Raw genomic sequence first — 19,915 nt, 5'->3', positions numbered from 1 at the left:
TATGCTCTCCTCCTTATTTAAACAGCTGCATGAGCAGCAATTTTTGAAATAATCATTTGAAGCTTTTGATCCTCTTCTTTAGTTAATCCGAGTCTCGGATAGCGAGAAGGCCCCCCAGCTTGCCCGTGTAATTCCATTGAGCGTTTAACGATTTGTACATATTTTCCGGACCCTTCAAGAAACTCACAAAGAGGTAAAATCGCATCGTTTATTTCCCAAGCTTTTTCTAATTCACCATTTTGGAAATGCTCATACATTTTCGTAACAAGTCCCGGTACGATATTACCTGCTACTGAAACCCAGCCCGTCGCACCAACTAAATAAGATTCCATAACTAAATCTTCAGATCCACAGAATACTTGAAACGCACCTTCGCCTTGTCTTACTAAATCTCTTGCTTTTCGAATATCTCCGCTAGATTCTTTAATATGTGTAACATTTTCACACTCTTTTCCAATACGTAGCATGAGTTCTGTACTCATATCAACACCAGATGTAAACGGGTTATTGTATAACATAATTGGAATATTTACAGCGTTTGAGATTTCTTTAAAATGAAAATATATTTCCTCTTCTTTCGGTTTACAATAATACGAATTTATAATTAATGCACAATCCGCTCCATGCGCTTCTGCATGTTTCGTATATTCAATCGTCTCTTTCGTCGTCTCCGCAGCAGTTCCAACAATAACCGGAATACGACCATCAACTTCTTTTAATACTGTTTCTACCATTTTAAATCGCTCTTCTTTTGATAAACTAACAAACTCTCCTATGCTGCCATTAATAATAATGCCAGCCACTTTTTTCTCAATAAAGTGGTTTACGTTTTGTTTTACACCGTTCCAATTAATTTCTTGAAACTCATCCATCGGTGTGATTAATACTGGAAATGCCCCTTTAATATTTTTCATATTTATCTCTCCCTTTACTATTTTAATAAAAATCCTGTCGGAAACGGATCTGTAGGGTCTAATAGAAACGTCTGCATCCCTGTAATAAATCCTCTACTTTCAAAACGGAAAATGTAACCTATTTCTTCCTTCTTCACTTTTTCAACAGTTATAAAGCTATTACATATACTTTCATTTATAAAAGGTTTATCCGCTATATTATCGTTTTTAAATAACGCGTGAACATAAGACACAATAGTAGAAACAAAACCTGGCGATCGTACGATAAAGTTATCTTCATGAAAGGTAATCGACTTTATATGGTTCTTTTCTTTTTGCGAAGAATCTACTAAAATAAGCCTTTTTATTAACGACTGTTTTTGTATAGCTTGTAGTGTACTTTCTCCCCATTTTTTCAATTCAGAAATGTTTTCAATATGAATTTCTGGTGAATACGCATCTTTTTCTACAACTGCGTATACTTTATCTGCCTGTATAAGAGAGTAACTTATATTACCAACCTGTAAATTTTTCTCAATCATATAACATACTTTACTTTCAAACGAAACAGATACAACTTCATCATTCTCTACATACGCATGGACTGAAAATATGCCAGATAACGTTTCGATTTTGTATTGATTCGTCTCTCTCTTTTTTAAATACCCACTTTCTAGTAACATCGTTATGACTGCGACAATACCTCCGTAATGAAGAGGTATTGACCCTTCATGATTAAAAAATAATACAGCTGCATCGATTTCCGGATGAATAGAAGGAACGACGATACATCCATTTAAACCGATAAAACCACGCGGTTCATTTAATAAAAGCTGCATTTCTTCTGCTAATTCACCTGAAAATTGTTCGTTTAATTGTTCTAAATTGTAGTAGTACTTGCATGGTACATCTTTTATTACACGGAATGCCTCGCCATTTACGTGTACGTCTACTGCTGTATACATTTTTTGAATGTTCATTTTACATCCTCCGTTTCATGTTCCATCGGCGGAATTAGCAAAAAGCCTTCTTTCAGTGGATCCTTTTCATTGTAAAAAAATCTATGCATCCCCATAAGCCAAGCTGAACCTGTAATTTTCGTTACGACCGCTTCAATATTTTTAACATTTGTCGTATTTATGACACACCCTTTAAATAAAGAACCAACGATACTCTCATGAACAAACTCTTCATCAATCTCAATTTTTTGGTTCGCATATAATACCGCTAACTTCGCTGATGTTCCTGTACCACATGGAGAACGATCAATTCCTCCAGGCGGAACGACAACTGTATTTTTTACATGAGCGCTTTCATGAGTAGGATCTGTATAAAATTCAACATGGGTTAATCCTCTAATAAACGAATGCTCTGGATGAATGATTTCAAATTTCTCATTAATGATATTTCTTATATGAATTGCCTTATCTATGATTGTAGATGCGTTTTCTGGTACTAACTCTAACTCTACTGATTTCGCATCGATAATGGCATAAAAATTCCCTCCATACGCAATATCAGCCTCTACAGTTCCAATGTCTTCGACGTCTACAGTAATGTGTTTTAGTAAAAAAGCTGGAATGTTACAAAAGGAGACTTCTTTCGCTTTTCCATCTTGAACAAATATATCGACTTCAACTAATCCGGCTGGTGTGTCTAACTTTAGCGAGGTAATCGGTTCAACTACCGGAATGAAACCTGATTCAATTAAAGCTGTACATACACCAATTGTATCGTGACCACACATCGGTAAATATCCACCTGTCTCTATGTAAATAACACCAATATCTGCTTCAGGATGACACGGATCTATTAATAGCGCTCCTGACATTACATCATGACCACGCGGTTCATTCATTAACAATTTACGAATCCAGTCATACTCCTTTTTCATATGTAACATCTTCTCTGCCATCGTCTCTCCTATTAACTTAGGCAAGCCGCTAATCACTGTTCTCGTTGGATTCCCGCCCGTATGTGTATCAATCGTCGTAAAGACTCTTTGTGACCTCATCCGTTTAACACCCTTTCTGTAAAACGACTCAAACGAAGTGGTTCAATAGGAATGATTGTTTCTTTTTCGTTTAATAACTCTTCAATCACTTTTCCTGTAACTGCAGCAAGACTAATGCCATCCCCTTCATGCCCTGCTGCTATAAAGTAGTTCGGGATATGTTCCACACGTGAAATGATTGGCAAATGGTCTTCTGTCCACGGACGTAACCCAGCATAGGAACGAATCACCATCATATCCACCATTTTTGGATAAAAGCGAATTGCTCTGTTCGCAATACATTTAATAACCTCGTTATTTATCCTCGTATGAAACCCTACAAATTCTCTACTACTACCAATTAAAAAATTTTGGCTTTCTGTCGGCTCAAATACAAGAGCTACCCCGTATTTTTCAGTTAAAGCATCCACTTTTCGTTGTCCGCCAAATTTAGAAATTAAATAACCAAATTCCATTACTTTACGGCAACCAACGTGCTGTTGCCTTGAAGCTACAATAATATGCCCTTTTCTCGGTTCAATTGGAATATTTACATCCAACATTTGTCCGATTTTCGGAGCCCACACACCGGCTGCGTTTACTACTTGGTTCGCAGTAAACGTCCCATTTGTCGTTTCTACAATAAAGGAACCGTCTATATCTCTTTTCATTTCTTTTACTTCCGTATGATTAAAAGCTTTCGTACCAAATTTCTTCGATTCTGCAAGAAGTGCAAAAGCAAGAAGATACGGATTTACAGTCGAATCTGTTGCGCATTCTAACCCGCCTAATAAATCATCTGCGAAAAATGGTGATTCTTCCCTTATATCTTGCCTATCAAGCATTCGAAACGGTAAACCAGCTTCTTTTTGACGATTTACCCATTGCTGCGCTGCTTCCATCTCTTCATCCGACTCACATACGAGAATACTTCCTGGTGCCCTATATTCAAATGAGTGCTCTAACTCTTCACTTAAATCCGTTACTAATTTTTGACTTACTAACGACATTTGACTATCAAATCCTGGGTCTTTATCAATAGCCAAAATATTTCCGTCACACCGTGAAGACGTCCCGCTGACAAATTCTCCTTTTTCAATGATTGTTACGTCTCTTCCGTATTTCGAAGTGTAATAAGCGATCGAGCAGCCAATAATACCGCCTCCAATTATTAAAACGTCGCAGTGCCTCACAAAATATTCCTCCTTCCCCTAAAGCTCTCACTTTCTTTTATGCAATTGACGTGCCAACTGTACATATATACAATTTTTATAAATAATATTTTTATTTGTAAAAATATTTTAAATTTATCGTAAATAAGTGTATTATTTTTTTATCACTGTCAAAATTTTTATACATAATAGGAGGACAATATGGCATTCTCATTTCCCACAATAAAAGAATTTCTAAAAATTTTATCCATTGATCATACATACTGCTTGCAACATATTGAGCAAATTAACGAAAAGTATTATTACCGCCCTTCTACTACAGAAAAATATAACTGCGCAGTAATATATGAAGATGACTCATTCACCGCTTTAATTGACGCGTTTTCCAATGAAATAGTGGTTATCATAATGAACGAAAATAAAGAGCCTATATGCTGTATAACCGCTCAGCAAATCATCCCGTTTCTTGTTAAGTCATACAATGAACTCCATTCTTTTTATAACACCGTAATACAAACAACGGATTCTTCCGTTACAGTCATCGATGATAAAGAACGCGTTTGCACCTGGACAGATGGCGCCGAAAAGATCTTTTCAGTCAAGCATAATGAAATTATTGGGCAACCTATCACTCATTTTTTTGACTATAAAGATTTGGAAATTTTGCAATCATTACATGACGGAAAAAGTATAATCGCTCAGTTCCATCAACCTCGTCCAGATTTGTTCGTATTAATTAATTCAAATCCAGTTTATTGTAACGGTGAAATTATAGGAGCAGTCGTTTCAGAAACTGACGTTACAAATCAAGTCGCATTAAATGAAAAACTATTCAATATGTCACATGAAATGCACCGTTTAGAACAAGAAGTAGCAAAGTATAAAGATGAATCAGATCCTTTTCTTGCGATGAATGGAAAGAGCCCTGTTATACAAAGAACAATACAATTAGCTAGAAAAGTTTGTTCGGTGAAATCAACCGTTTTAATACTCGGTGAAAGTGGTGTTGGAAAAGAAGTATTTGCGAAAGCAATTCATGAAGCTAGTGAGGCAGCGAAGGCACCTTTTATTTCAATTAACTGTGGTGCCATTCCAGAGGCGTTATTTGAAAGCGAATTATTCGGGTATGAGCGCGGGGCGTTTTCTGGTGCAAATAGTAAAGGTAAGAAAGGTAAAATAGAGCTCGCCCAAGGCGGCACATTATTTCTTGATGAAATTGGAGAAATGCCGCTAGATATGCAAGTGAAGCTTTTGCGCGTACTACAAGAACGAAAATATTACCGAGTTGGTGGAGAAAAAGAGATTCATATTGACTTTCGTATTATCGCTGCTACCAATCGTGATTTACAAGAAGAAATGAGAAAAGGCACGTTCCGAGAAGATTTATACTATCGCCTAAATGTAGTTAGTTTGCATATTCCACCGCTGCGCGAAAGACGCGAAGATATTATTGAATTAACCTATTCTTTCCTAAACAATTTTTCAATTAACTATAACAGACCCATTCGCGACTTACCTTCAAGCATTATGCATGAACTGCTTCATTACAATTGGCCAGGTAATATTCGCGAGCTCCGTAACGTTATTGAAAGACTTGTCGTATTTGCGACTGACGGTATTATAAAGCAAGAATATTTACCATTTCATACAACCGAAACTTTAGATAATCATGCGGCTCATTCCTTATTACTCAGCAACAATCATACAATCCTCTCTTTGCAAGAAGAGATGGAGGAACATGAGAAAAAAGTCATTGAGAGGGCTTTACGCATTTTAAATGGGAATAAATTAGAATGCGCAAAACAACTTGGTGTTACGAGAGCCACCTTATATAATCGTTTAAAAAAGCTTGGGTTACAATAAACCTCCCCTCCTCTATATTGGCATAGTTTTTGCATTATATAATTTGTGCAAATCGAACTAGAGGAGGAATACATATGACGAATAAAGATCACTTAATTGTTTGTCGATGTGAAGAAGTTACATACGGTCAACTTCAATCGACAATTGCTGATTATAAATGCTCGGCAAGAGAATTAAAACTAAGAACACGTGCTGGCATGGGGTTTTGCGGTGGCCGCACATGTAGAATGATGATAGATCGAATGATTGAAAATGCAAATCCAGGGGTAACTACAAATGATATTCCATTGAAATACCAACCACCGGTACGAGCAGTTACTTTTGGATCGGTAGGTGAAAGTAAATGAGTAGAATTACACATCACCCTATTTTAGGGAGTTTACATAATAGTAATCGCATCACTTTTCAATTTAACGGTCAACAATATGAAGCATATGAACATGAAACGATTGCAGCTGCTTTACTTGCGAACGGAATAAGAACATTAAGAGTGCATGAAGATAGCGGGACGCCACGAGGTATTTACTGTAATATTGGACATTGTTCTGAATGCCGCGTCACAGTAAACAATCAAGCAAACGTACGAGCATGCTTAACTGTTGTAGAAAACGGTATGGTTGTTATTAGTGGTAAACAACATCCAAATATCGTGAGAGAGATGGTGAAAAAGCGATGAACGATGTCATTATTATCGGTGCTGGCCCCGCGGGTTTATCAGCCTCTATCTCTTGTGCCCGTTTTGGACTAAAAGTACTTGTTATTGATGAATTTATGAAGCCTGGCGGAAGATTGTTAGGACAATTACATCAAGAACCTACTGGAGAATGGTGGAACGGGATAAAAGAATCCAAACGCCTTCACGAAGAAGCACAATCTCTTTCAGTTGATATTCGATGTGGCATTTCCGTCTATAATTTAGATAAAGATGAAAGTTCTTGGTTCGTCCATACGAATATCGGTACGTTAGAAGCACCTTTCGTTTTACTTGCTACTGGCGCTGCTGAGTACTCTATCCCTCTTCCTGGTTGGACACTTCCTGGGGTGATGTCAATTGGAGCAGCTCAAGTTATGACGAATGTACATCGTGTTCAAGTTGGGAAAAAAGGAATCATTATTGGTGCTAACATATTGTCATTTGCCATTTTGAATGAATTACAATTGGCAGGAATTAAAGTGGAACATATCGTACTTCCTGAAAAAAGTGAGTTAAGTCAACAGGCTGGTGAACCAGAAGAAGTTTTAAATTCTCTCTTACACGCTGCACACCTTGCCCCGTCACCTTTATTACGTATTGGTAGTCGATTGATGCAATATAATTGGGCGAAACAAGCTGGATTAAAGTTTTACCCTAATAACGGTATGAAAATAAACGGTACACCTCTTCATCTTCGAAAAGCAGCTCTTGAAATTATCGGGACAGATCAAGTTGAAGGTGTACGCATTGCTAATATTGATACGAAAGGAAACATCATCACTGGATCGGAACAAATATATGAGGCAGATTTCGTTTGTATTGCAGGTGGCTTATATCCTCTTGCTGAGCTAGCTGCTGTAGCTGGCTGTCCATTCCGTTACATTCCGGAATTAGGCGGGCACGTTCCTCTCCATTCTGAAACAATGGAAACCCCTCTTCCTGGTTTATTTGTAGCCGGTAATATAACTGGCATTGAAAGCGGGAAGATTGCTATGGCACAAGGAGCTGTTGCTGGATATTCAATCGTAAAACAAGCAAATAAAAACTCCCCTTCGGTGGAACAACAATTGCAACAAGCAATCCAACATGTACATGCCGTACGTCAACAAGCTGCCATTCAATTTAACCAAGGTGTTGATGTCGGTAGACGGAAAATGAATGAAATTTGGCGTGATTATTCCCTTGCATTTGCACATACTAAAAAGAGCTGTTGAGAATACTCTCAACAGCTCTTTTCGCTACTCATCTGAGTTATTAAATTTCGCTAACGCGTAAATGCCCTCTTCATCATCCAATTCAAGTTGTAATCTTGCCGCAAATGAATTGACGTTATATTCTCTGTCAAGTAATAAGCGTAGTGCTTCGATTAAGTTCGCTTGAATTAAAATTTGCTGGCGACCATTTACCTCTACTTCAGCAGAGAAACCATAGTCATCGTCGTACATAAGTTCAACTAAAACTTCTTCTGGACCAACTTGTCTTTTTTCAGCGATATATACGCAAAGGGCATTGATTAGTTCTTGTTCAGAAATTTTTATCGTTTCCATGCTACTTCATCTTCCTTTTTCTTACGTTGATCTTTGAAGTATTTAAATGCACGAATTGCTAACATTACGATACCAGCCATTACTAACATATTTACCATAAACGCTAATACAGAACCAAGAGCTCCCATATTTGCAAATAAGCTACCCATTAGTAAACCACCAAGACCACCTAGTAATAAACCTTTCATAAAGCTTCCTTTATTACTTTTTGGTGCTGTATTTGTTGCTTTTGTTTTTGAATCTGGAGTCGTTTTTTGCGAATTTACATTTGAGTCTTTTTTGTTTAAATCAACTTTTGACTTTTGACCTGAGCTTGGTGTAAATGACTTTTTACCAGATTTGTAACTCTTCGCTGCTGCGTGATCTACAAACATGAAGCTACTAGCTCCAAAGATAACCATGAATGCTGTCATGACTGCTACAAGTTTTTTCAACATATTATATCCATTCTCCTTTTATATAGATATATGTGAAATCTACCTTTCTAGTAAATTCAGAATGATAGATTTATTTTTAAAAACATTTTAAAGGTTCTTATGAACTTATTATATGAACTTTTGTCGAAATATGCAAGTGTTATTTACTTCCGACAGTTTGGTGACAAAGGAAAAATTAAGCAAAACAGAATTGACTTTAAATGAAACAAAACATATTATAGGTTCATAAGAACTTTTTATTATTTATGGAGGTGAAAAGATGGAAACATTTCATCTCACACGAAACGAAATGGCTACCCTTCTTCTATCGTTAAGAGGATGGAATACGAAAAAGCCTCTCGGTATTTTACAAGAAGCTTGGGCAAAGTCACATAAAAAAGATATTGAAAGCGGACAAAGCGTAACTGCTTTTATTACTACCGCACTTTCACCTATTTTTGAAAAACTGATAAAAATTGACGATACAGACGTCGGTTTCTCTTTAAATGAAATAGTCGCGCTTGGCAATCAGATCGAAAACACAAGTTTCTCTGTAACTGCCATGCAAAACTGGGTGAAACGAGATATAAAAGAAATGATTGGCTCTCCTCAAAAAGGAAAAAAATATTCAATTGAACAAGCAGCCTTACTATTCATTGTTGAAGATTTAAAAACAGCACTTGATTTTGAATCCATTCGTAAGCTATTACGCCTTATCGTAAATGACCCAGCCGATCGAAGTGATGACTTAATCAATCCTGTTCATTTATATGGAGCATACTCTTCTCTATTTGAAGAACTCAATCAAGGGAATTGCTTACAATTAAATGCAACAGATACAATCCATACAATTGAAAACATCGTAAAAGAAAGAGCTGATAAAATTGCAAGCAAGTTCGATCAGGTTAATAACGAGCAACGTGAAGCAATCCGTAACGCCATAATTATCGCCACACTTTCTGTACATACCGCTTATGTACAAATGTTAGCGAAACGTTACGTAACAGCAACTTTATTTTTACAGAACTTAGATGTGAAGCCTTAAAAAATAGGAGCAGAAATGCTTCTATTTTTTTATGAGAAATTTTTAATAATCTTTTCATTATCTCTTCATGAAAACGGAACTTACATACTTTATTATAATACTTATAAGAGGCATAAAAGAATTGAAATAGCAATCCCCTATACAAATAAGGTATAATCTACACATAGTGAATCTTTTATGTTATTAAGTATAAGGTTCACCTATTCAAAAATACATAAACTAGAAGGTGCAACAATGGTAAGTAGTTTTATTCATTCAGTATTAACGTTTTTTGAAGGATTAGGTTATTGGGGCATTATGCTTGGACTTATGATTGAGATTATCCCAAGTGAGATTGTCCTTGCTTATGCGGGATTCCTAGTATTCAATGGTAGTATCTCATTTATAGGTGCAATTGTATTTGGTACAATTGGCGGCGTTATTGCTCAAATTTTTATTTATTGGCTTGGACGATACGGTGGACGACCTATATTAGAACGATACGGAAAATATATTTTCATTCATAAAAAACATATAGATGCTGCAGAAGATTGGTTTAATCGTTACGGAACTGGCGTCATTTTTACAGCACGCTTCATTCCAGTAGTGCGTCATGCGATTTCAATTCCTGCTGGTATTACAAAAATGTCATTCCTACGTTTCACTACGTTAACAGCACTTGCAATCATCCCTTGGTCTATCATTTTCATTTATTTAGGTGAAAAACTAGGTGAGAATTGGGAAAATATTAACGATGTTGCTGGACCATATGTGAAATCATTCGCAATTGGTGGCGTCATACTTATTGTTTTATACTTCGTTATAAAAAAATGGACAAAAAAGCGTAAAAATCTTGCGTAAAAATATAATAAAAACCGCTATACATTTTATTACAAATGTTAGCGGTTTTTATTATAGGCTTGATTTTGTATTAGAAATTGTATTATTTCTTCTTTGTGCTTTAAGTCATGTTGAATGAGTGATGAAAAGTAATGATTTAATTTCACTTTTTTAGTGCCAAATTGGTAGACATTATAAAAATATTTGGTGGGAATTCGCTCAATTTCATCCACTAACTGTTTACGAGTAACACTGAATTGATTTAATAGTCCTTCTTTTGAAATACCAGATCTCGCATATTTAATTGCTCCCTTATTTATTTCCTCAACATCTATTGGAACATTTGGTACAGATTGTCCACTTATAAAGTATGGAATTCTATGCTTTATTAAAAACGTATCCCAAACGATAAAATGTGAAATCACATCTGCAATTCCCCACGAACCATTTTTAAATGATCGAAGCCACATATCATCACTTAATCCCTTCAATGTTTGACACCATTCTATTAAATTTAATTTTTCTTCCAAAATATTCTCTTTCTTCATTATTCAATCCTTTCTCGCACTTATAATTCATTCATATTAATATCTTCTAGAAATTGTATAAAAAGCCTCCATAATTATGTGGATAAGCTACAATTCACTCATTCATTTCGTATATTATCTCAAAAAGGAGTGATTCCCCTATGCATTGGCAACAAAAAATACAATACTTAATCGGACGCCCTATCGGTATTTCCTTCATTAATGGGCAAGGAACCTCTGGTGTATTATGTTCAGCACATGATGGTCAATTGTATGTATATGAATACCTTTATCAAGCGCAGTTCGCAATGAAACATTATGATTTTAGACAAATTCAAGATATACACGCCTTTCCGAATTGCCCACATCAAAATACTCTATACTAAAAAAAGAACAGCTTATAGCTGTTCCTTTTTATCTACACTTATTTCTCTGTATAAAAGTTTTGCACTGCTTCATCAAAGTAAATCCAGCCTTTCCAACCTAAATGAATTGTATCTTTTAAGAAATACTTATCATATTCATGGCCAGAGAAATCCACTACTGGGTATCCTGCTTTCTCAACTTGTTCCCTAACTTTTTTATAATACACTTCACGGCGCTCTTTAGGGAAACCAGCGTAATCATACCATGGTCCGTTTACAGGTACAGAAATAAAGAGCGGCTTGACATTTTTCTCTTTAAAAATATTTAAAACAATTTGTAAGTCATCATATTCTGGTGATTCTTCATACGATTCATTTGCTCTAAAGTTTTTTAAACCTTTTAACTTTTTCTTCAAATTATGTTTATAGTAATATGGATTTTCAATTCCGAATGTGTTTGTAGTAGATTCCGCTTTCCCTTCTTCTTCCGCATGTTTACGTGCATCTACCCAAGAAATTGAACGTAGTCCCACATTTGTTTTTTCTTTCATCGGCTCAATCTTAAATATAGAGTTAAATAAATCTCTATGATCTAAAATATTTCGATGCATATAAGCAAGTGGTTTAACTAAGCCCGCTTTTACGTTATGTTTCGTATCATTATATACAATACCTTCTAAGGAATTTTTTAATATATCATCTTCTTGAACAACTTTATAATCTAAAAGTCGTTTCGCAATTTGCTTCTTCATTTCTACATTTATTTTATCATTAAAAATAAAATGATATGCTTGTTGTTTGGAGAAATTGTTCGTAAAATCCCCTTGGGAAACCCCAGTCTTTGTAAACCATTGTGGCGATAAAACAAAGACTACTTTTTTACCTTCTAACTCATCTATTGTAGACGTCATATTTAATATATGAGCTAAACTTTGTGTACCGCCAATTCCGATTAAATATGGCGTAAAACCAGCGGGATTTACTTTGAAATAATTAGACGGATGATATGCATCCATTCGTAAAAATTCAGATGAACCGTACATCGGTAAATACTGCGAATTCTCTAACATTTTCTGTTGCAAGAATACACTTTGTAATTTTTCTTTTTGTAAAGAAGTTGCCGCATCTTCTACTTTCTTATCACTAATCAGTGATACTAAACTTTTCGATGGAATGAGTATGATAATGAAAAAAAGTACACACGCTAAAATTATGGGACCAAAGGCATGCTTCATTTTCATTTTTTATTCCTCTTCCTATCGCAATTAAATTGTAACCCTTGTCTTTGACACGTCATCATTTCTCTCCTTTTTCTCTATACATGTTCCATTCTATTTATCTATTATATACATGTATGTATTTCTTTCCTTGTTCTATTAAGACCTATATATAGCGCAAGAAAATGTTTCCATAGAAACACGTTAATTATACAAGATTCTACATACATTTCACACTGAAATTTTAGTAATAATTTTATTTTTTAACAATGAAAAAACATATGAAATGTCTAGAATTCTTCGGATGATGTATTGAGTTCAAAATATGATAATAAGCGCCCGCTATAATCAACTTCATGAGTATATATAAACCCTAGGTTTCGTAAAAGTTTTTTCGAGTTCTCATTTGCTACTTTTACTCTAGCAATTATTCTTTTTACATTCATCATCTCTTTTGCATATTGAATGGAAGCCTTTGCTGCTTCTGACGCATATCCATTTCCCCAATATTCCGGATCAAGTAAATACATAATTTCTATTTCACCTGTTTCATCTATTTTTCTTAAACCACAATGTCCTAAAAGCTCTCCTGTATTTCTATTAACTAACAACCATACCCCGAAACCATACTGTTCCCAATGTGATATTAGTTGCATAATATAGTCCTTTACTTCTTCCTTTGACATTCCCTTTGATTTAGCAAGCCATTTGCCAACAGCCTCTTCTTTTACTATGCTATAAAATTGATCAATATCTTCTATAATGGGCTTTCTCATGAATAACCTTTTTGTATGTATTACTTTCTTTTCTTCAAACATAAAACTTCATTCCCCTCCAAAATTTTATACAGACTAGTAAATTATACCATGTACTATTTACCCGACTTTAATTAAAAAACAGACTACCACACACGTGGAGTCTGTTTTCTCATCCTTTATTTTTGTACATCTGCCCACTTTAAACTTGTTGCTGGTCCAAATTGATGTACGTATAAATCTTTCACATATGGCTTTTGTAAGTAAGATAATCCACGCTGGAATACTGGAGCAATTACCGCATCATCCAGCAACATCTTTTCAGCATCTTGCAATGCTTTCCAACGAGTTTTTTCATCATTACCTAATTCTGTTTTAATCTTCTTAATTAACGCATCATATTCTGGATTTGCATATTCAGTATTGTTCACACTGCTTCCAGAAAGGAATACTTCTAAATATGTCATTGGATCTGGATAATCTGGCAGCCAACGTGATAATGACATTTCATATTCTTTCTTCTTCTCTAGCGCTAGCTTTTGCGTATGTGGTTGTAATTTTACATTTACCTTTAAGCCTGGTAAGTTTTTCTCTAGCTGTTCTTTAATGTATTCTCCTACTTTCTTAAAGTTTTCTAAATCATAGTTTAATAACTCAAGCGTTACTTCATTTATACCAGTCTCTTGCTTCGCCTTTTCCCAATATTCTTTCGCCTGTTTTACATCCGTTTTATTAAACTCACCTGCTGTACTTCTAAAATCTTTGTTATCTGGACCTTTTAAAAATCCTTTTGGCACGTAATAGTTTGCAGCAACCGAACCATCATTTAAAAACGAAGTCGCAAGTCCTTTCTTATCAAACACTGTACTTAGTGCAAGACGTGCATTTTTATTTTTAAGAATCGGCACATTTTCATTAAATCGGAAGAAGTACATAACTGGATCTGTATATTGTTTTAGCTCTTTATTATTTTTATATTTATCTACGAATTCTGTAGAAATGACAGCTCTATCAACTTTATCTGTTTCATATAAATTTACCGCAGTTGAAATTTCTTTAACAATTTGATAGTTTACTTCATCTAACTTCACTTCTTTTTTATCCCAATACTTATCGTTTTTCTTCATTGTAAAGCTCGCTTCATGCTTCCAATCAGATAGTGTAAAAGGCCCATTATATACCGTTTTATTTGCTTCTAATCCGTATTTATCACCTTGTTCTTTCGCATATTTTTCGTTAATTGGATAGAATGATGGTAAAATAAGTAATTTCGTAAAATACGGTACAGGATGTTCCAACTCTACAACGAACGTTTTATCATCCTTCGCTTTTACTCCTAATTCCTCTAACCCTAGTTGTTTCTTATTTATTTTCTCCGCATTTTTCACATCGTACGCAATGTATGCATATTGAGAAGCAGTATCCGGATTAATAAGCTGCTTCCAAGCATATACGTAATCTTGCGCTGTTACTGGATCTCCGTTAGACCATTTCGCATCACGTAAGTGGAATGTATATGTTTTTCCATCTTTGCTCACTTCATATTTTTGTGCTCCAGCTTCAATCACTTCATCATTTTTCGATAAGCGGAATAATCCTTCCATTACGTTATTTAAAACGTTAAATGATACTGCATCTGTTACTTTCCCTGAATGTAATGACGGAATTTCACCCGTTTCTAGTAACTGTAATACTTTTTTCTCATCTTTCGGCTTTGTCGCTGTTTTTTCTTTTGCGCAGCCAACTAAAATTGAAGAAACTAATAGAGTACTAACTAATGAGTAACGAACAACTTTTTTCATTTGAAAACCTCCCTCTATTTTTTAAGGTAAGTAACGACGCGCACCAGCGTATTCTTCTATATATCCTGGTGTATTTAGTGGTATAATCTCTACCGATCTTTCAGCTCTTGGTGAGTGAATCATATTTCCGTCACCAATATACATAGCAACGTGATGAACACTACCTTTCCCTTGATCATGTGCGAAGAAAATTAAATCTCCTTTTTGTAAATGTTCTTTATCCACTGCAACTCCATTTCTCGATTGCGGTCCAGAATCTCGCGGAATGGTAATACCGTGCGATTTATAAATTGTATGTGTAAATCCAGAGCAATCAAATCCGAAGCCACTTGTACCAGCCCATATATACGGTAATCCTAAAAACATTTTCCCTGTGTTTATTAAATCATCGGCTGCCGGAGTTGGAATATCATTTTGAGAACGATAAACCGTTCCATCATTTTTTCGTAGCCAAGCTTTCTGTCCATTTGGTAACAACACGCGATATGAAATTGTATCTTCACTTAGTAGCGGCAGTCGCGTATTATAGCTCACTTCAAGCGATTTATGTTTTTCAGAAGGATTTATATATAAAATTGCTGTCGGTTTCGTTACTAATACGAAAGGTTCATTTGTTTTATCTGCAAATTCTTGATTATAAGTTAACTGTTTTTCAGGCATCCACCCTGGGTAACCTTCCTCATTTCGTGGTGTTGGCTGACCATGGACTAACACTTTCACCCAATCCCCTTTTTTATCAACAACCGTTACTTCTTGACCTAATAGCGCTTGCGTTTCTAATTTATTTGCGTTTGTTAACCAAAGTTTTTCATCAAGTGTCATCGATTTCGTCCACTTCCACAAATCAACTGGATTTGTAGCGCTTGGTACATCAATTGGCCGTAATGAATCAGGTGTGGTCCAAAGTGTTGCGGCAGATACATCGATAAACGCTTTGCTATCTCGCTTCTCTTCAGCATGTGCTGATGTAAACGATGAAAATATAAATAAAGTTGTTAAAAATGCAGTTCCTACTTTTTTCATACATATCCCCCTTAAAAGATAGTTTACTAGTCTTTTCTCCTAAGATTTACTATTCACTGTCGATTGAAGGTTTACCTTTGACCCAGAATAAGTCATTCCTTCTGGTTCTTCCATTAACCAAAGCGGTGCATCGAGATCGAAGTAATGAATATTAGGATGTGCAGCTGCTAAATGGGCTACAGCACTAACAGAAAGTGAGGATTCCATCATACTTCCGACCATACATTTTACACCAGCTGTTTCTGCGATATCAGCAATACGCCACGCTTCACGTATACCACCGCATTTCATTAATTTTATATTGAGCAAGTCTGCATATCCTCCTTGAACGATTTTCAATGCATCACCCGCTGAAAATATGCTTTCATCTGCCATAATAGGCGTTTTTACATGATCTTTGACGTACTTTAAACCATCCAAATCTTTCGCATGAACAGGTTGTTCAATAAATTCAATATTTAAATGACGATTTTCCATCTCTTTAATGATAGAAACTGCCTCTTTTGGATTCCAACCTTGATTTGCATCTAATCGTAACGTCGTATTTTTTGGTACGCTATTTCGAATCGCTTCAATACGTTCTAAATCTAAAGGGGCAGATTTCCCCACTTTAATTTTCAAAGTTTGAAATCCTTTTTCTACATGTTGCTTTGCCTCTTTCGCCATAATGAACGGTTCATCTACACTTACAGTAATATCTGTGTGAATTTCTTTTTTTCCACCTAATAATGCGTAAAGTGGAACGTTATGATATTGACAATACACATCATATAAAGCCATATCTACCGCCGCTTTTGCACTTGGATTTCCAATACAACTCATTTGAATGTGCTGTAGTAACTGCTGAAACTGAGTAATATCTTGACCAATTAAACTTGAACGCATCGGACCTAAAATTGCTTCTTCAATCCCACTAGCGAAATCCCCCGTAATAACTGGTGTTGCAGCTGCAGCACCCTTGCCAACAATTCCTTCATCTGTATGAATATATACGTCTATACTTTCTATTTCGGTTACAGTACGAAGCGCCGTTTTAAACGGTGTATGCAGATTTACACGTCTACGATTTACTTTTACATCAGTAATTTTCATTTTGTTCATCCTTTCGTTTTCTCGCAAAATAGAACCTTAATTCTCAATGATTTTGGAGCAATACATCTCCTCTTTTGCCTACTTTTCATGTGGAAGGTTAATGGGAAATAAAAAAATCCAGCCATAAGAAGATTCTTACGGCTGGATTTTGTCTATGAATGTGTAGACAAAGCAGCGATTTGATTATATTTTTTCTGTGCATCTTTTAATGCTACAAGTAGTGCTTTTTGAGACGAACCGAAATAACGATCTTTTATTTCCATTACTAATTCTGGGTCATTAATATTTTTATGTAGAAATAAATATTTAACGAATTGAGATGTTAATGCAATTGTCGCTGAGCAATCTGCATCTACAATTTCCCCAGTCTCCTTAACAAGTACAAACGCTACAAAATAGCTTTTAAACTTTTCGGTAATGGGATTATTTTGAGGTGCTTTCGCATCCCCTACGACATAAATTGTATTTGAAGCGTACACAGCTCTCTTCCTTTCTAATACGGGATAACGGTTTTCTTAATAGTCGTATGAGTGATAAACTCAACATGGATTAAAAAATGTATCCGCTTACCTTGTATTATAATACAATTGACAGAATTTTAACAACATTTATTTTCGTATATATTCCATAAGTACAAAAACAGCTCGAGCTCTTCATTTTTACAATATGTAATTGTTTCTTGTACCATGACATCATACATAAAAAAACAGCTAGCTATTGCTAACTGTTCTATTACACTACTTCGGCAACACAAATATAGTTTCATTTGATTTAGAAAATTGATATTCTTTTCTCGCAAACTTTAAAATTTCTTCTTCATCGTCTGTTAAATTTTCTATGTTAGTCTTTAAAGAAGCCTTATCTTTCTTTAAAGAAAGCAATTGTTTTTTTTGGTTCGTTATTGTATCTTTTTTTTCTACAATTATTTCTTGTTGTTTCGTTAAAATAAATTGAACGTACAAAGTAGCCGCCGCAATAAATATAAACATGAATATAAATCGCCTTAGTTTTTTCTTATTAATTGCTCGATTCTCATTAGACTGTGATAGTTGTTCTTGTATATTAGGAACATTTATTCGCTTGAGTTTCCTCATTATGAAATCCCCCTAACACATATATTTTCACTACCATCGGCATGATTTCTTATTAACTTTAATTCTATTCTTATAAAATAAGCTCCTTCACAAAAATATCTCACTAATTAACCAATTAAAGATAGCATTCGACGACATTTCCATATTTATATTGCACTTTTTTATGTATACTGGCATAAAATAGTAGTTTCTGTTATTCTTTTTCTACTATTGTAGAAGAGTTTTTTTACATACAAATTTCTCCTTGTTTTAACATGATTACAAGGAGAAAAGAAATGCATTGTCGTATATTTGATAAAACCTGAATGACTATTTAAGAGCTTAAGTTTAGAGCATAGATTATACCTATATACACTTAAAATAAGAAAAAAGCCCAATTTGGGCTTTTTTAATTTTGTAAATCAATATCATATTCCATACTTTTTGCCGTATCCTCAGCAACCTCCACACCTAACAAATTTTTCACAATATGAAATGACATGTTAATACCAGCTGAAATACCTGCCGATGTAATGATGTGCCCTTCATCTACAAATTTCACATTCTCCATTACTTCTACATTCGGAAAATCTTTTTTGAACGTTTGAATACTAGCCCAGTGCGTTGTGGCTTTTAAGCCATCCAGTAAACCGGCTTTCGCAAGTAATAACGCTCCAGTACAAACTGAAGTCATTAGTTTTACTTCTTTCATTTGCTGACGAATCCAATTGATTATAATATCATTTTGCACTTCATTTTCCCGAACGCCTTTACCACCTGGAATAAGTAAAATATCAACTGGTGGTAAATCTTCAATACTATAATCCGGCTGTACCTTTAATCCGTTTCTTGCTGTAATCATTTCTCCATTTTGACTAACTGTATAAACAGTAAATGGTTTTTCTTCATCCGCTTCGGTTACAGAAAAAACTTCAAATGGCCCTGCAAAGTCTAACACTTCTACATCATCAAATAAAAATACACCTATACTCCATTTATTCATCATATGTTCACTTCCTGATGCAAATAATGTAAAAGGTGCTCATGTCCTTTTTCTAATGCAATATCATAGGCTGTTTTTCCATCATTTTTCTCAATCATCTTATTAGCTCCATTTTTAAGAAGCAATACGATAATTTCTTCATTCCCTAATAATGCTGCTTCGTGGAGACCCGTCCAACCACCACTTTGTATAACATTTACATCTGATTCTTTTTCAATTAAGAAAGCAACAAGCTCAATTTGCTTATTCGCTATTGCCGCTTGTAAAGGTGTATTTTCGTTTTCGTTCTTTGCTCTAATATGTATATCTGCACCACTTTCTAAAAGAAAACTCGCTATCTCTTTTTGTCCAAAATAAGCCGCTAAATGAAGTAGCGTCCACCCATCTTCACTAAATTCATTAACTGCACTTGGATTCGTCTTTATAAACTCCACCACTTTTTCCTTATTACCACTTATAACAGCTTGTGTTATTGATTGTAAAATCTCCATAATAATCTCCCATCATTCAAAATATTTACTTACACTCTTCTATATGTTCTATTGATTATTATATTTTCCTCTTAAAATAACAGTTTACATAACAATATTATCTATCGTATTCCTATCTTTTGTTT

General features: G+C 35.0%; 23 protein-coding genes. 7 read left to right on the top strand and 16 right to left on the bottom strand.

The window, feature by feature from the left end; translation table 11 throughout:
- Positions 1 to 17: 17 nt before the first annotated feature.
- From dapA to LMD38_RS12910, 4 genes are read right to left on the bottom strand one after another with little or no spacing between them, the layout of a single operon-like run.
- Positions 18 to 914 carry a 4-hydroxy-tetrahydrodipicolinate synthase gene (gene dapA, locus LMD38_RS12925; RefSeq protein WP_228920336.1) on the bottom strand — a complete coding sequence of 299 codons (897 nt, stop codon included), beginning with the start codon at positions 912 to 914 and terminating at the stop codon, positions 18 to 20.
- A 17-nt stretch (positions 915 to 931) separates the two neighbouring features.
- Complete coding sequence (locus tag LMD38_RS12920) at positions 932 to 1,873, bottom strand: proline racemase family protein (protein WP_062821633.1); 942 nt, start codon at positions 1,871 to 1,873, stop codon at positions 932 to 934.
- Entirely contained in the window at positions 1,870 to 2,907 is a 1,038-nt protein-coding gene (locus LMD38_RS12915; protein WP_062821632.1) for a proline racemase family protein, read from the bottom strand. Before LMD38_RS12915 ends, LMD38_RS12920 begins: the two co-directional genes overlap by 4 nt.
- Positions 2,904 to 4,079 (bottom strand): NAD(P)/FAD-dependent oxidoreductase, encoded by a 1,176-nt coding sequence (locus LMD38_RS12910; RefSeq protein ID WP_062821631.1) that lies wholly within the window; start codon positions 4,077 to 4,079, stop codon positions 2,904 to 2,906. The genes LMD38_RS12915 and LMD38_RS12910 overlap by 4 nt, the downstream gene beginning before the upstream one ends.
- A gap of 180 nt (positions 4,080 to 4,259) precedes the next feature.
- On the opposite strand from LMD38_RS12910, the gene LMD38_RS12905 reads away from it, so the two are divergent.
- The 4 genes from LMD38_RS12905 to LMD38_RS12890 all read left to right on the top strand — a co-directional run bounded on the left by LMD38_RS12905 (position 4,260) and on the right by LMD38_RS12890 (position 7,829).
- Positions 4,260 to 5,921, top strand: coding sequence for a sigma-54 interaction domain-containing protein (locus tag LMD38_RS12905; RefSeq protein WP_062821630.1), 1,662 nt, complete (start codon positions 4,260 to 4,262; stop codon positions 5,919 to 5,921).
- Between the two features lie 74 nt (positions 5,922 to 5,995).
- Positions 5,996 to 6,268 carry a (2Fe-2S)-binding protein gene (locus LMD38_RS12900; protein ID WP_016717714.1) on the top strand — a complete coding sequence of 91 codons (273 nt, stop codon included), beginning with the start codon at positions 5,996 to 5,998 and terminating at the stop codon, positions 6,266 to 6,268.
- On the top strand, positions 6,265 to 6,597 hold the full coding sequence (locus tag LMD38_RS12895) for a (2Fe-2S)-binding protein (protein WP_000087050.1): 333 nt from the start codon (positions 6,265 to 6,267) through the stop codon (positions 6,595 to 6,597). The genes LMD38_RS12900 and LMD38_RS12895 overlap by 4 nt, the downstream gene beginning before the upstream one ends.
- A complete protein-coding gene (locus LMD38_RS12890; RefSeq protein ID WP_016717715.1) occupies positions 6,594 to 7,829 on the top strand; it encodes an NAD(P)/FAD-dependent oxidoreductase in 1,236 nt (411 codons plus the stop codon). The genes LMD38_RS12895 and LMD38_RS12890 overlap by 4 nt, the downstream gene beginning before the upstream one ends.
- 24 nt (positions 7,830 to 7,853) lie before the next feature.
- Here the strand turns inward: LMD38_RS12890 and LMD38_RS12885 are convergent, their stop codons facing one another.
- Both LMD38_RS12885 and LMD38_RS12880 read right to left on the bottom strand, forming a co-directional pair.
- Entirely contained in the window at positions 7,854 to 8,162 is a 309-nt protein-coding gene (locus LMD38_RS12885) for a YxcD family protein (RefSeq protein ID WP_000447759.1), read from the bottom strand.
- On the bottom strand, positions 8,150 to 8,599 hold the full coding sequence (locus LMD38_RS12880) for a hypothetical protein (protein ID WP_000914477.1): 450 nt from the start codon (positions 8,597 to 8,599) through the stop codon (positions 8,150 to 8,152). Before LMD38_RS12880 ends, LMD38_RS12885 begins: the two co-directional genes overlap by 13 nt.
- Before the next feature lie 259 nt (positions 8,600 to 8,858).
- Between LMD38_RS12880 and LMD38_RS12875 the strand changes: the two genes are divergently transcribed.
- Together LMD38_RS12875 and LMD38_RS12870 are read left to right on the top strand one after the other, a co-directional pair.
- On the top strand, positions 8,859 to 9,623 hold the full coding sequence (locus LMD38_RS12875) for a DUF1836 domain-containing protein (RefSeq protein WP_000447224.1): 765 nt from the start codon (positions 8,859 to 8,861) through the stop codon (positions 9,621 to 9,623).
- 234 nt (positions 9,624 to 9,857) lie between these two features.
- Positions 9,858 to 10,463, top strand: coding sequence for an undecaprenyl phosphate transporter UptA (locus LMD38_RS12870; protein ID WP_062822389.1), 606 nt, complete (start codon positions 9,858 to 9,860; stop codon positions 10,461 to 10,463).
- Positions 10,464 to 10,501: 38 nt separating this feature from the next.
- Here LMD38_RS12870 and LMD38_RS12865 read toward each other — a convergent pair whose 3' ends face one another.
- Positions 10,502 to 10,990, bottom strand: coding sequence for a DinB family protein (locus LMD38_RS12865; RefSeq protein ID WP_016717720.1), 489 nt, complete (start codon positions 10,988 to 10,990; stop codon positions 10,502 to 10,504).
- A 140-nt stretch (positions 10,991 to 11,130) separates the two neighbouring features.
- Here LMD38_RS12865 and LMD38_RS12860 point away from each other — a divergent pair, with 140 nt between their 5' ends.
- On the top strand, positions 11,131 to 11,355 hold the full coding sequence (locus LMD38_RS12860) for a hypothetical protein (RefSeq protein WP_000558704.1): 225 nt from the start codon (positions 11,131 to 11,133) through the stop codon (positions 11,353 to 11,355).
- A 38-nt stretch (positions 11,356 to 11,393) separates the two neighbouring features.
- Here the strand turns inward: LMD38_RS12860 and dltD are convergent, their stop codons facing one another.
- From dltD to LMD38_RS12815, 9 genes are all read right to left on the bottom strand, one after another.
- Positions 11,394 to 12,575 carry a D-alanyl-lipoteichoic acid biosynthesis protein DltD gene (dltD, locus tag LMD38_RS12855; RefSeq protein ID WP_062822388.1) on the bottom strand — a complete coding sequence of 394 codons (1,182 nt, stop codon included), beginning with the start codon at positions 12,573 to 12,575 and terminating at the stop codon, positions 11,394 to 11,396.
- Positions 12,576 to 12,841: 266 nt separating this feature from the next.
- Positions 12,842 to 13,369, bottom strand: a complete 528-nt coding sequence (locus LMD38_RS12850) for a GNAT family N-acetyltransferase (protein ID WP_062822387.1) — start codon at positions 13,367 to 13,369, stop codon at positions 12,842 to 12,844.
- Between the two features lie 116 nt (positions 13,370 to 13,485).
- On the bottom strand, positions 13,486 to 15,108 hold the full coding sequence (locus LMD38_RS12845; RefSeq protein WP_061182923.1) for a peptide ABC transporter substrate-binding protein: 1,623 nt from the start codon (positions 15,106 to 15,108) through the stop codon (positions 13,486 to 13,488).
- Between the two features lie 21 nt (positions 15,109 to 15,129).
- Positions 15,130 to 16,131: a C40 family peptidase gene (locus tag LMD38_RS12840; protein WP_062822385.1), complete on the bottom strand. Its 1,002-nt coding sequence runs from the start codon at positions 16,129 to 16,131 to the stop codon at positions 15,130 to 15,132.
- Positions 16,132 to 16,170: 39 nt separating this feature from the next.
- A complete protein-coding gene (locus LMD38_RS12835) occupies positions 16,171 to 17,232 on the bottom strand; it encodes a dipeptide epimerase (protein WP_062822384.1) in 1,062 nt (353 codons plus the stop codon).
- Positions 17,233 to 17,375: 143 nt separating this feature from the next.
- Positions 17,376 to 17,702: a DUF3870 domain-containing protein gene (locus LMD38_RS12830; RefSeq protein WP_000271328.1), complete on the bottom strand. Its 327-nt coding sequence runs from the start codon at positions 17,700 to 17,702 to the stop codon at positions 17,376 to 17,378.
- A 258-nt stretch (positions 17,703 to 17,960) separates the two neighbouring features.
- On the bottom strand, positions 17,961 to 18,317 hold the full coding sequence (locus LMD38_RS12825) for an FtsB family cell division protein (protein WP_001228718.1): 357 nt from the start codon (positions 18,315 to 18,317) through the stop codon (positions 17,961 to 17,963).
- 388 nt (positions 18,318 to 18,705) lie between these two features.
- Entirely contained in the window at positions 18,706 to 19,302 is a 597-nt protein-coding gene (locus tag LMD38_RS12820; RefSeq protein ID WP_000981414.1) for a DJ-1/PfpI family protein, read from the bottom strand.
- Positions 19,299 to 19,790 carry an ankyrin repeat domain-containing protein gene (locus LMD38_RS12815; protein WP_228920334.1) on the bottom strand — a complete coding sequence of 164 codons (492 nt, stop codon included), beginning with the start codon at positions 19,788 to 19,790 and terminating at the stop codon, positions 19,299 to 19,301. The genes LMD38_RS12820 and LMD38_RS12815 overlap by 4 nt, the downstream gene beginning before the upstream one ends.
- Positions 19,791 to 19,915 lie beyond the last annotated feature (125 nt).

It is taken from the genome of Bacillus pacificus (genome assembly GCF_020861345.1).
GTDB classification, from domain to species: domain Bacteria; phylum Bacillota; class Bacilli; order Bacillales; family Bacillaceae_G; genus Bacillus_A; species Bacillus_A pacificus.
The sequence above is the reverse complement of the archived record's forward strand: the minus strand, read 5'-3'. Positions and strand labels throughout refer to the sequence as shown.

Coding starts and splice junctions, on each gene's coding strand:
- LMD38_RS12825 (WP_001228718.1), bottom strand. CDS start 18,317: ATGAGGAAACTCAAGCGAATAAATGTTCCTAATATACAAGAACAACTA.
- LMD38_RS12845 (WP_061182923.1), bottom strand. CDS start 15,108: ATGAAAAAAGTTGTTCGTTACTCATTAGTTAGTACTCTATTAGTTTCT.
- LMD38_RS12820 (WP_000981414.1), bottom strand. CDS start 19,302: ATGATGAATAAATGGAGTATAGGTGTATTTTTATTTGATGATGTAGAA.
- LMD38_RS12895 (WP_000087050.1), top strand. CDS start 6,265: ATGAGTAGAATTACACATCACCCTATTTTAGGGAGTTTACATAATAGT.
- LMD38_RS12850 (WP_062822387.1), bottom strand. CDS start 13,369: ATGTTTGAAGAAAAGAAAGTAATACATACAAAAAGGTTATTCATGAGA.
- dltD (WP_062822388.1), bottom strand. CDS start 12,575: ATGAAAATGAAGCATGCCTTTGGTCCCATAATTTTAGCGTGTGTACTT.
- LMD38_RS12840 (WP_062822385.1), bottom strand. CDS start 16,131: ATGAAAAAAGTAGGAACTGCATTTTTAACAACTTTATTTATATTTTCA.
- LMD38_RS12865 (WP_016717720.1), bottom strand. CDS start 10,990: ATGAAGAAAGAGAATATTTTGGAAGAAAAATTAAATTTAATAGAATGG.
- LMD38_RS12875 (WP_000447224.1), top strand. CDS start 8,859: ATGGAAACATTTCATCTCACACGAAACGAAATGGCTACCCTTCTTCTA.
- LMD38_RS12920 (WP_062821633.1), bottom strand. CDS start 1,873: ATGAACATTCAAAAAATGTATACAGCAGTAGACGTACACGTAAATGGC.
- LMD38_RS12885 (WP_000447759.1), bottom strand. CDS start 8,162: ATGGAAACGATAAAAATTTCTGAACAAGAACTAATCAATGCCCTTTGC.
- dapA (WP_228920336.1), bottom strand. CDS start 914: ATGAAAAATATTAAAGGGGCATTTCCAGTATTAATCACACCGATGGAT.
- LMD38_RS12915 (WP_062821632.1), bottom strand. CDS start 2,907: ATGAGGTCACAAAGAGTCTTTACGACGATTGATACACATACGGGCGGG.
- LMD38_RS12870 (WP_062822389.1), top strand. CDS start 9,858: ATGGTAAGTAGTTTTATTCATTCAGTATTAACGTTTTTTGAAGGATTA.
- LMD38_RS12880 (WP_000914477.1), bottom strand. CDS start 8,599: ATGTTGAAAAAACTTGTAGCAGTCATGACAGCATTCATGGTTATCTTT.
- LMD38_RS12905 (WP_062821630.1), top strand. CDS start 4,260: ATGGCATTCTCATTTCCCACAATAAAAGAATTTCTAAAAATTTTATCC.
- LMD38_RS12835 (WP_062822384.1), bottom strand. CDS start 17,232: ATGAACAAAATGAAAATTACTGATGTAAAAGTAAATCGTAGACGTGTA.
- LMD38_RS12860 (WP_000558704.1), top strand. CDS start 11,131: ATGCATTGGCAACAAAAAATACAATACTTAATCGGACGCCCTATCGGT.
- LMD38_RS12815 (WP_228920334.1), bottom strand. CDS start 19,790: ATGGAGATTTTACAATCAATAACACAAGCTGTTATAAGTGGTAATAAG.
- LMD38_RS12890 (WP_016717715.1), top strand. CDS start 6,594: ATGAACGATGTCATTATTATCGGTGCTGGCCCCGCGGGTTTATCAGCC.
- LMD38_RS12900 (WP_016717714.1), top strand. CDS start 5,996: ATGACGAATAAAGATCACTTAATTGTTTGTCGATGTGAAGAAGTTACA.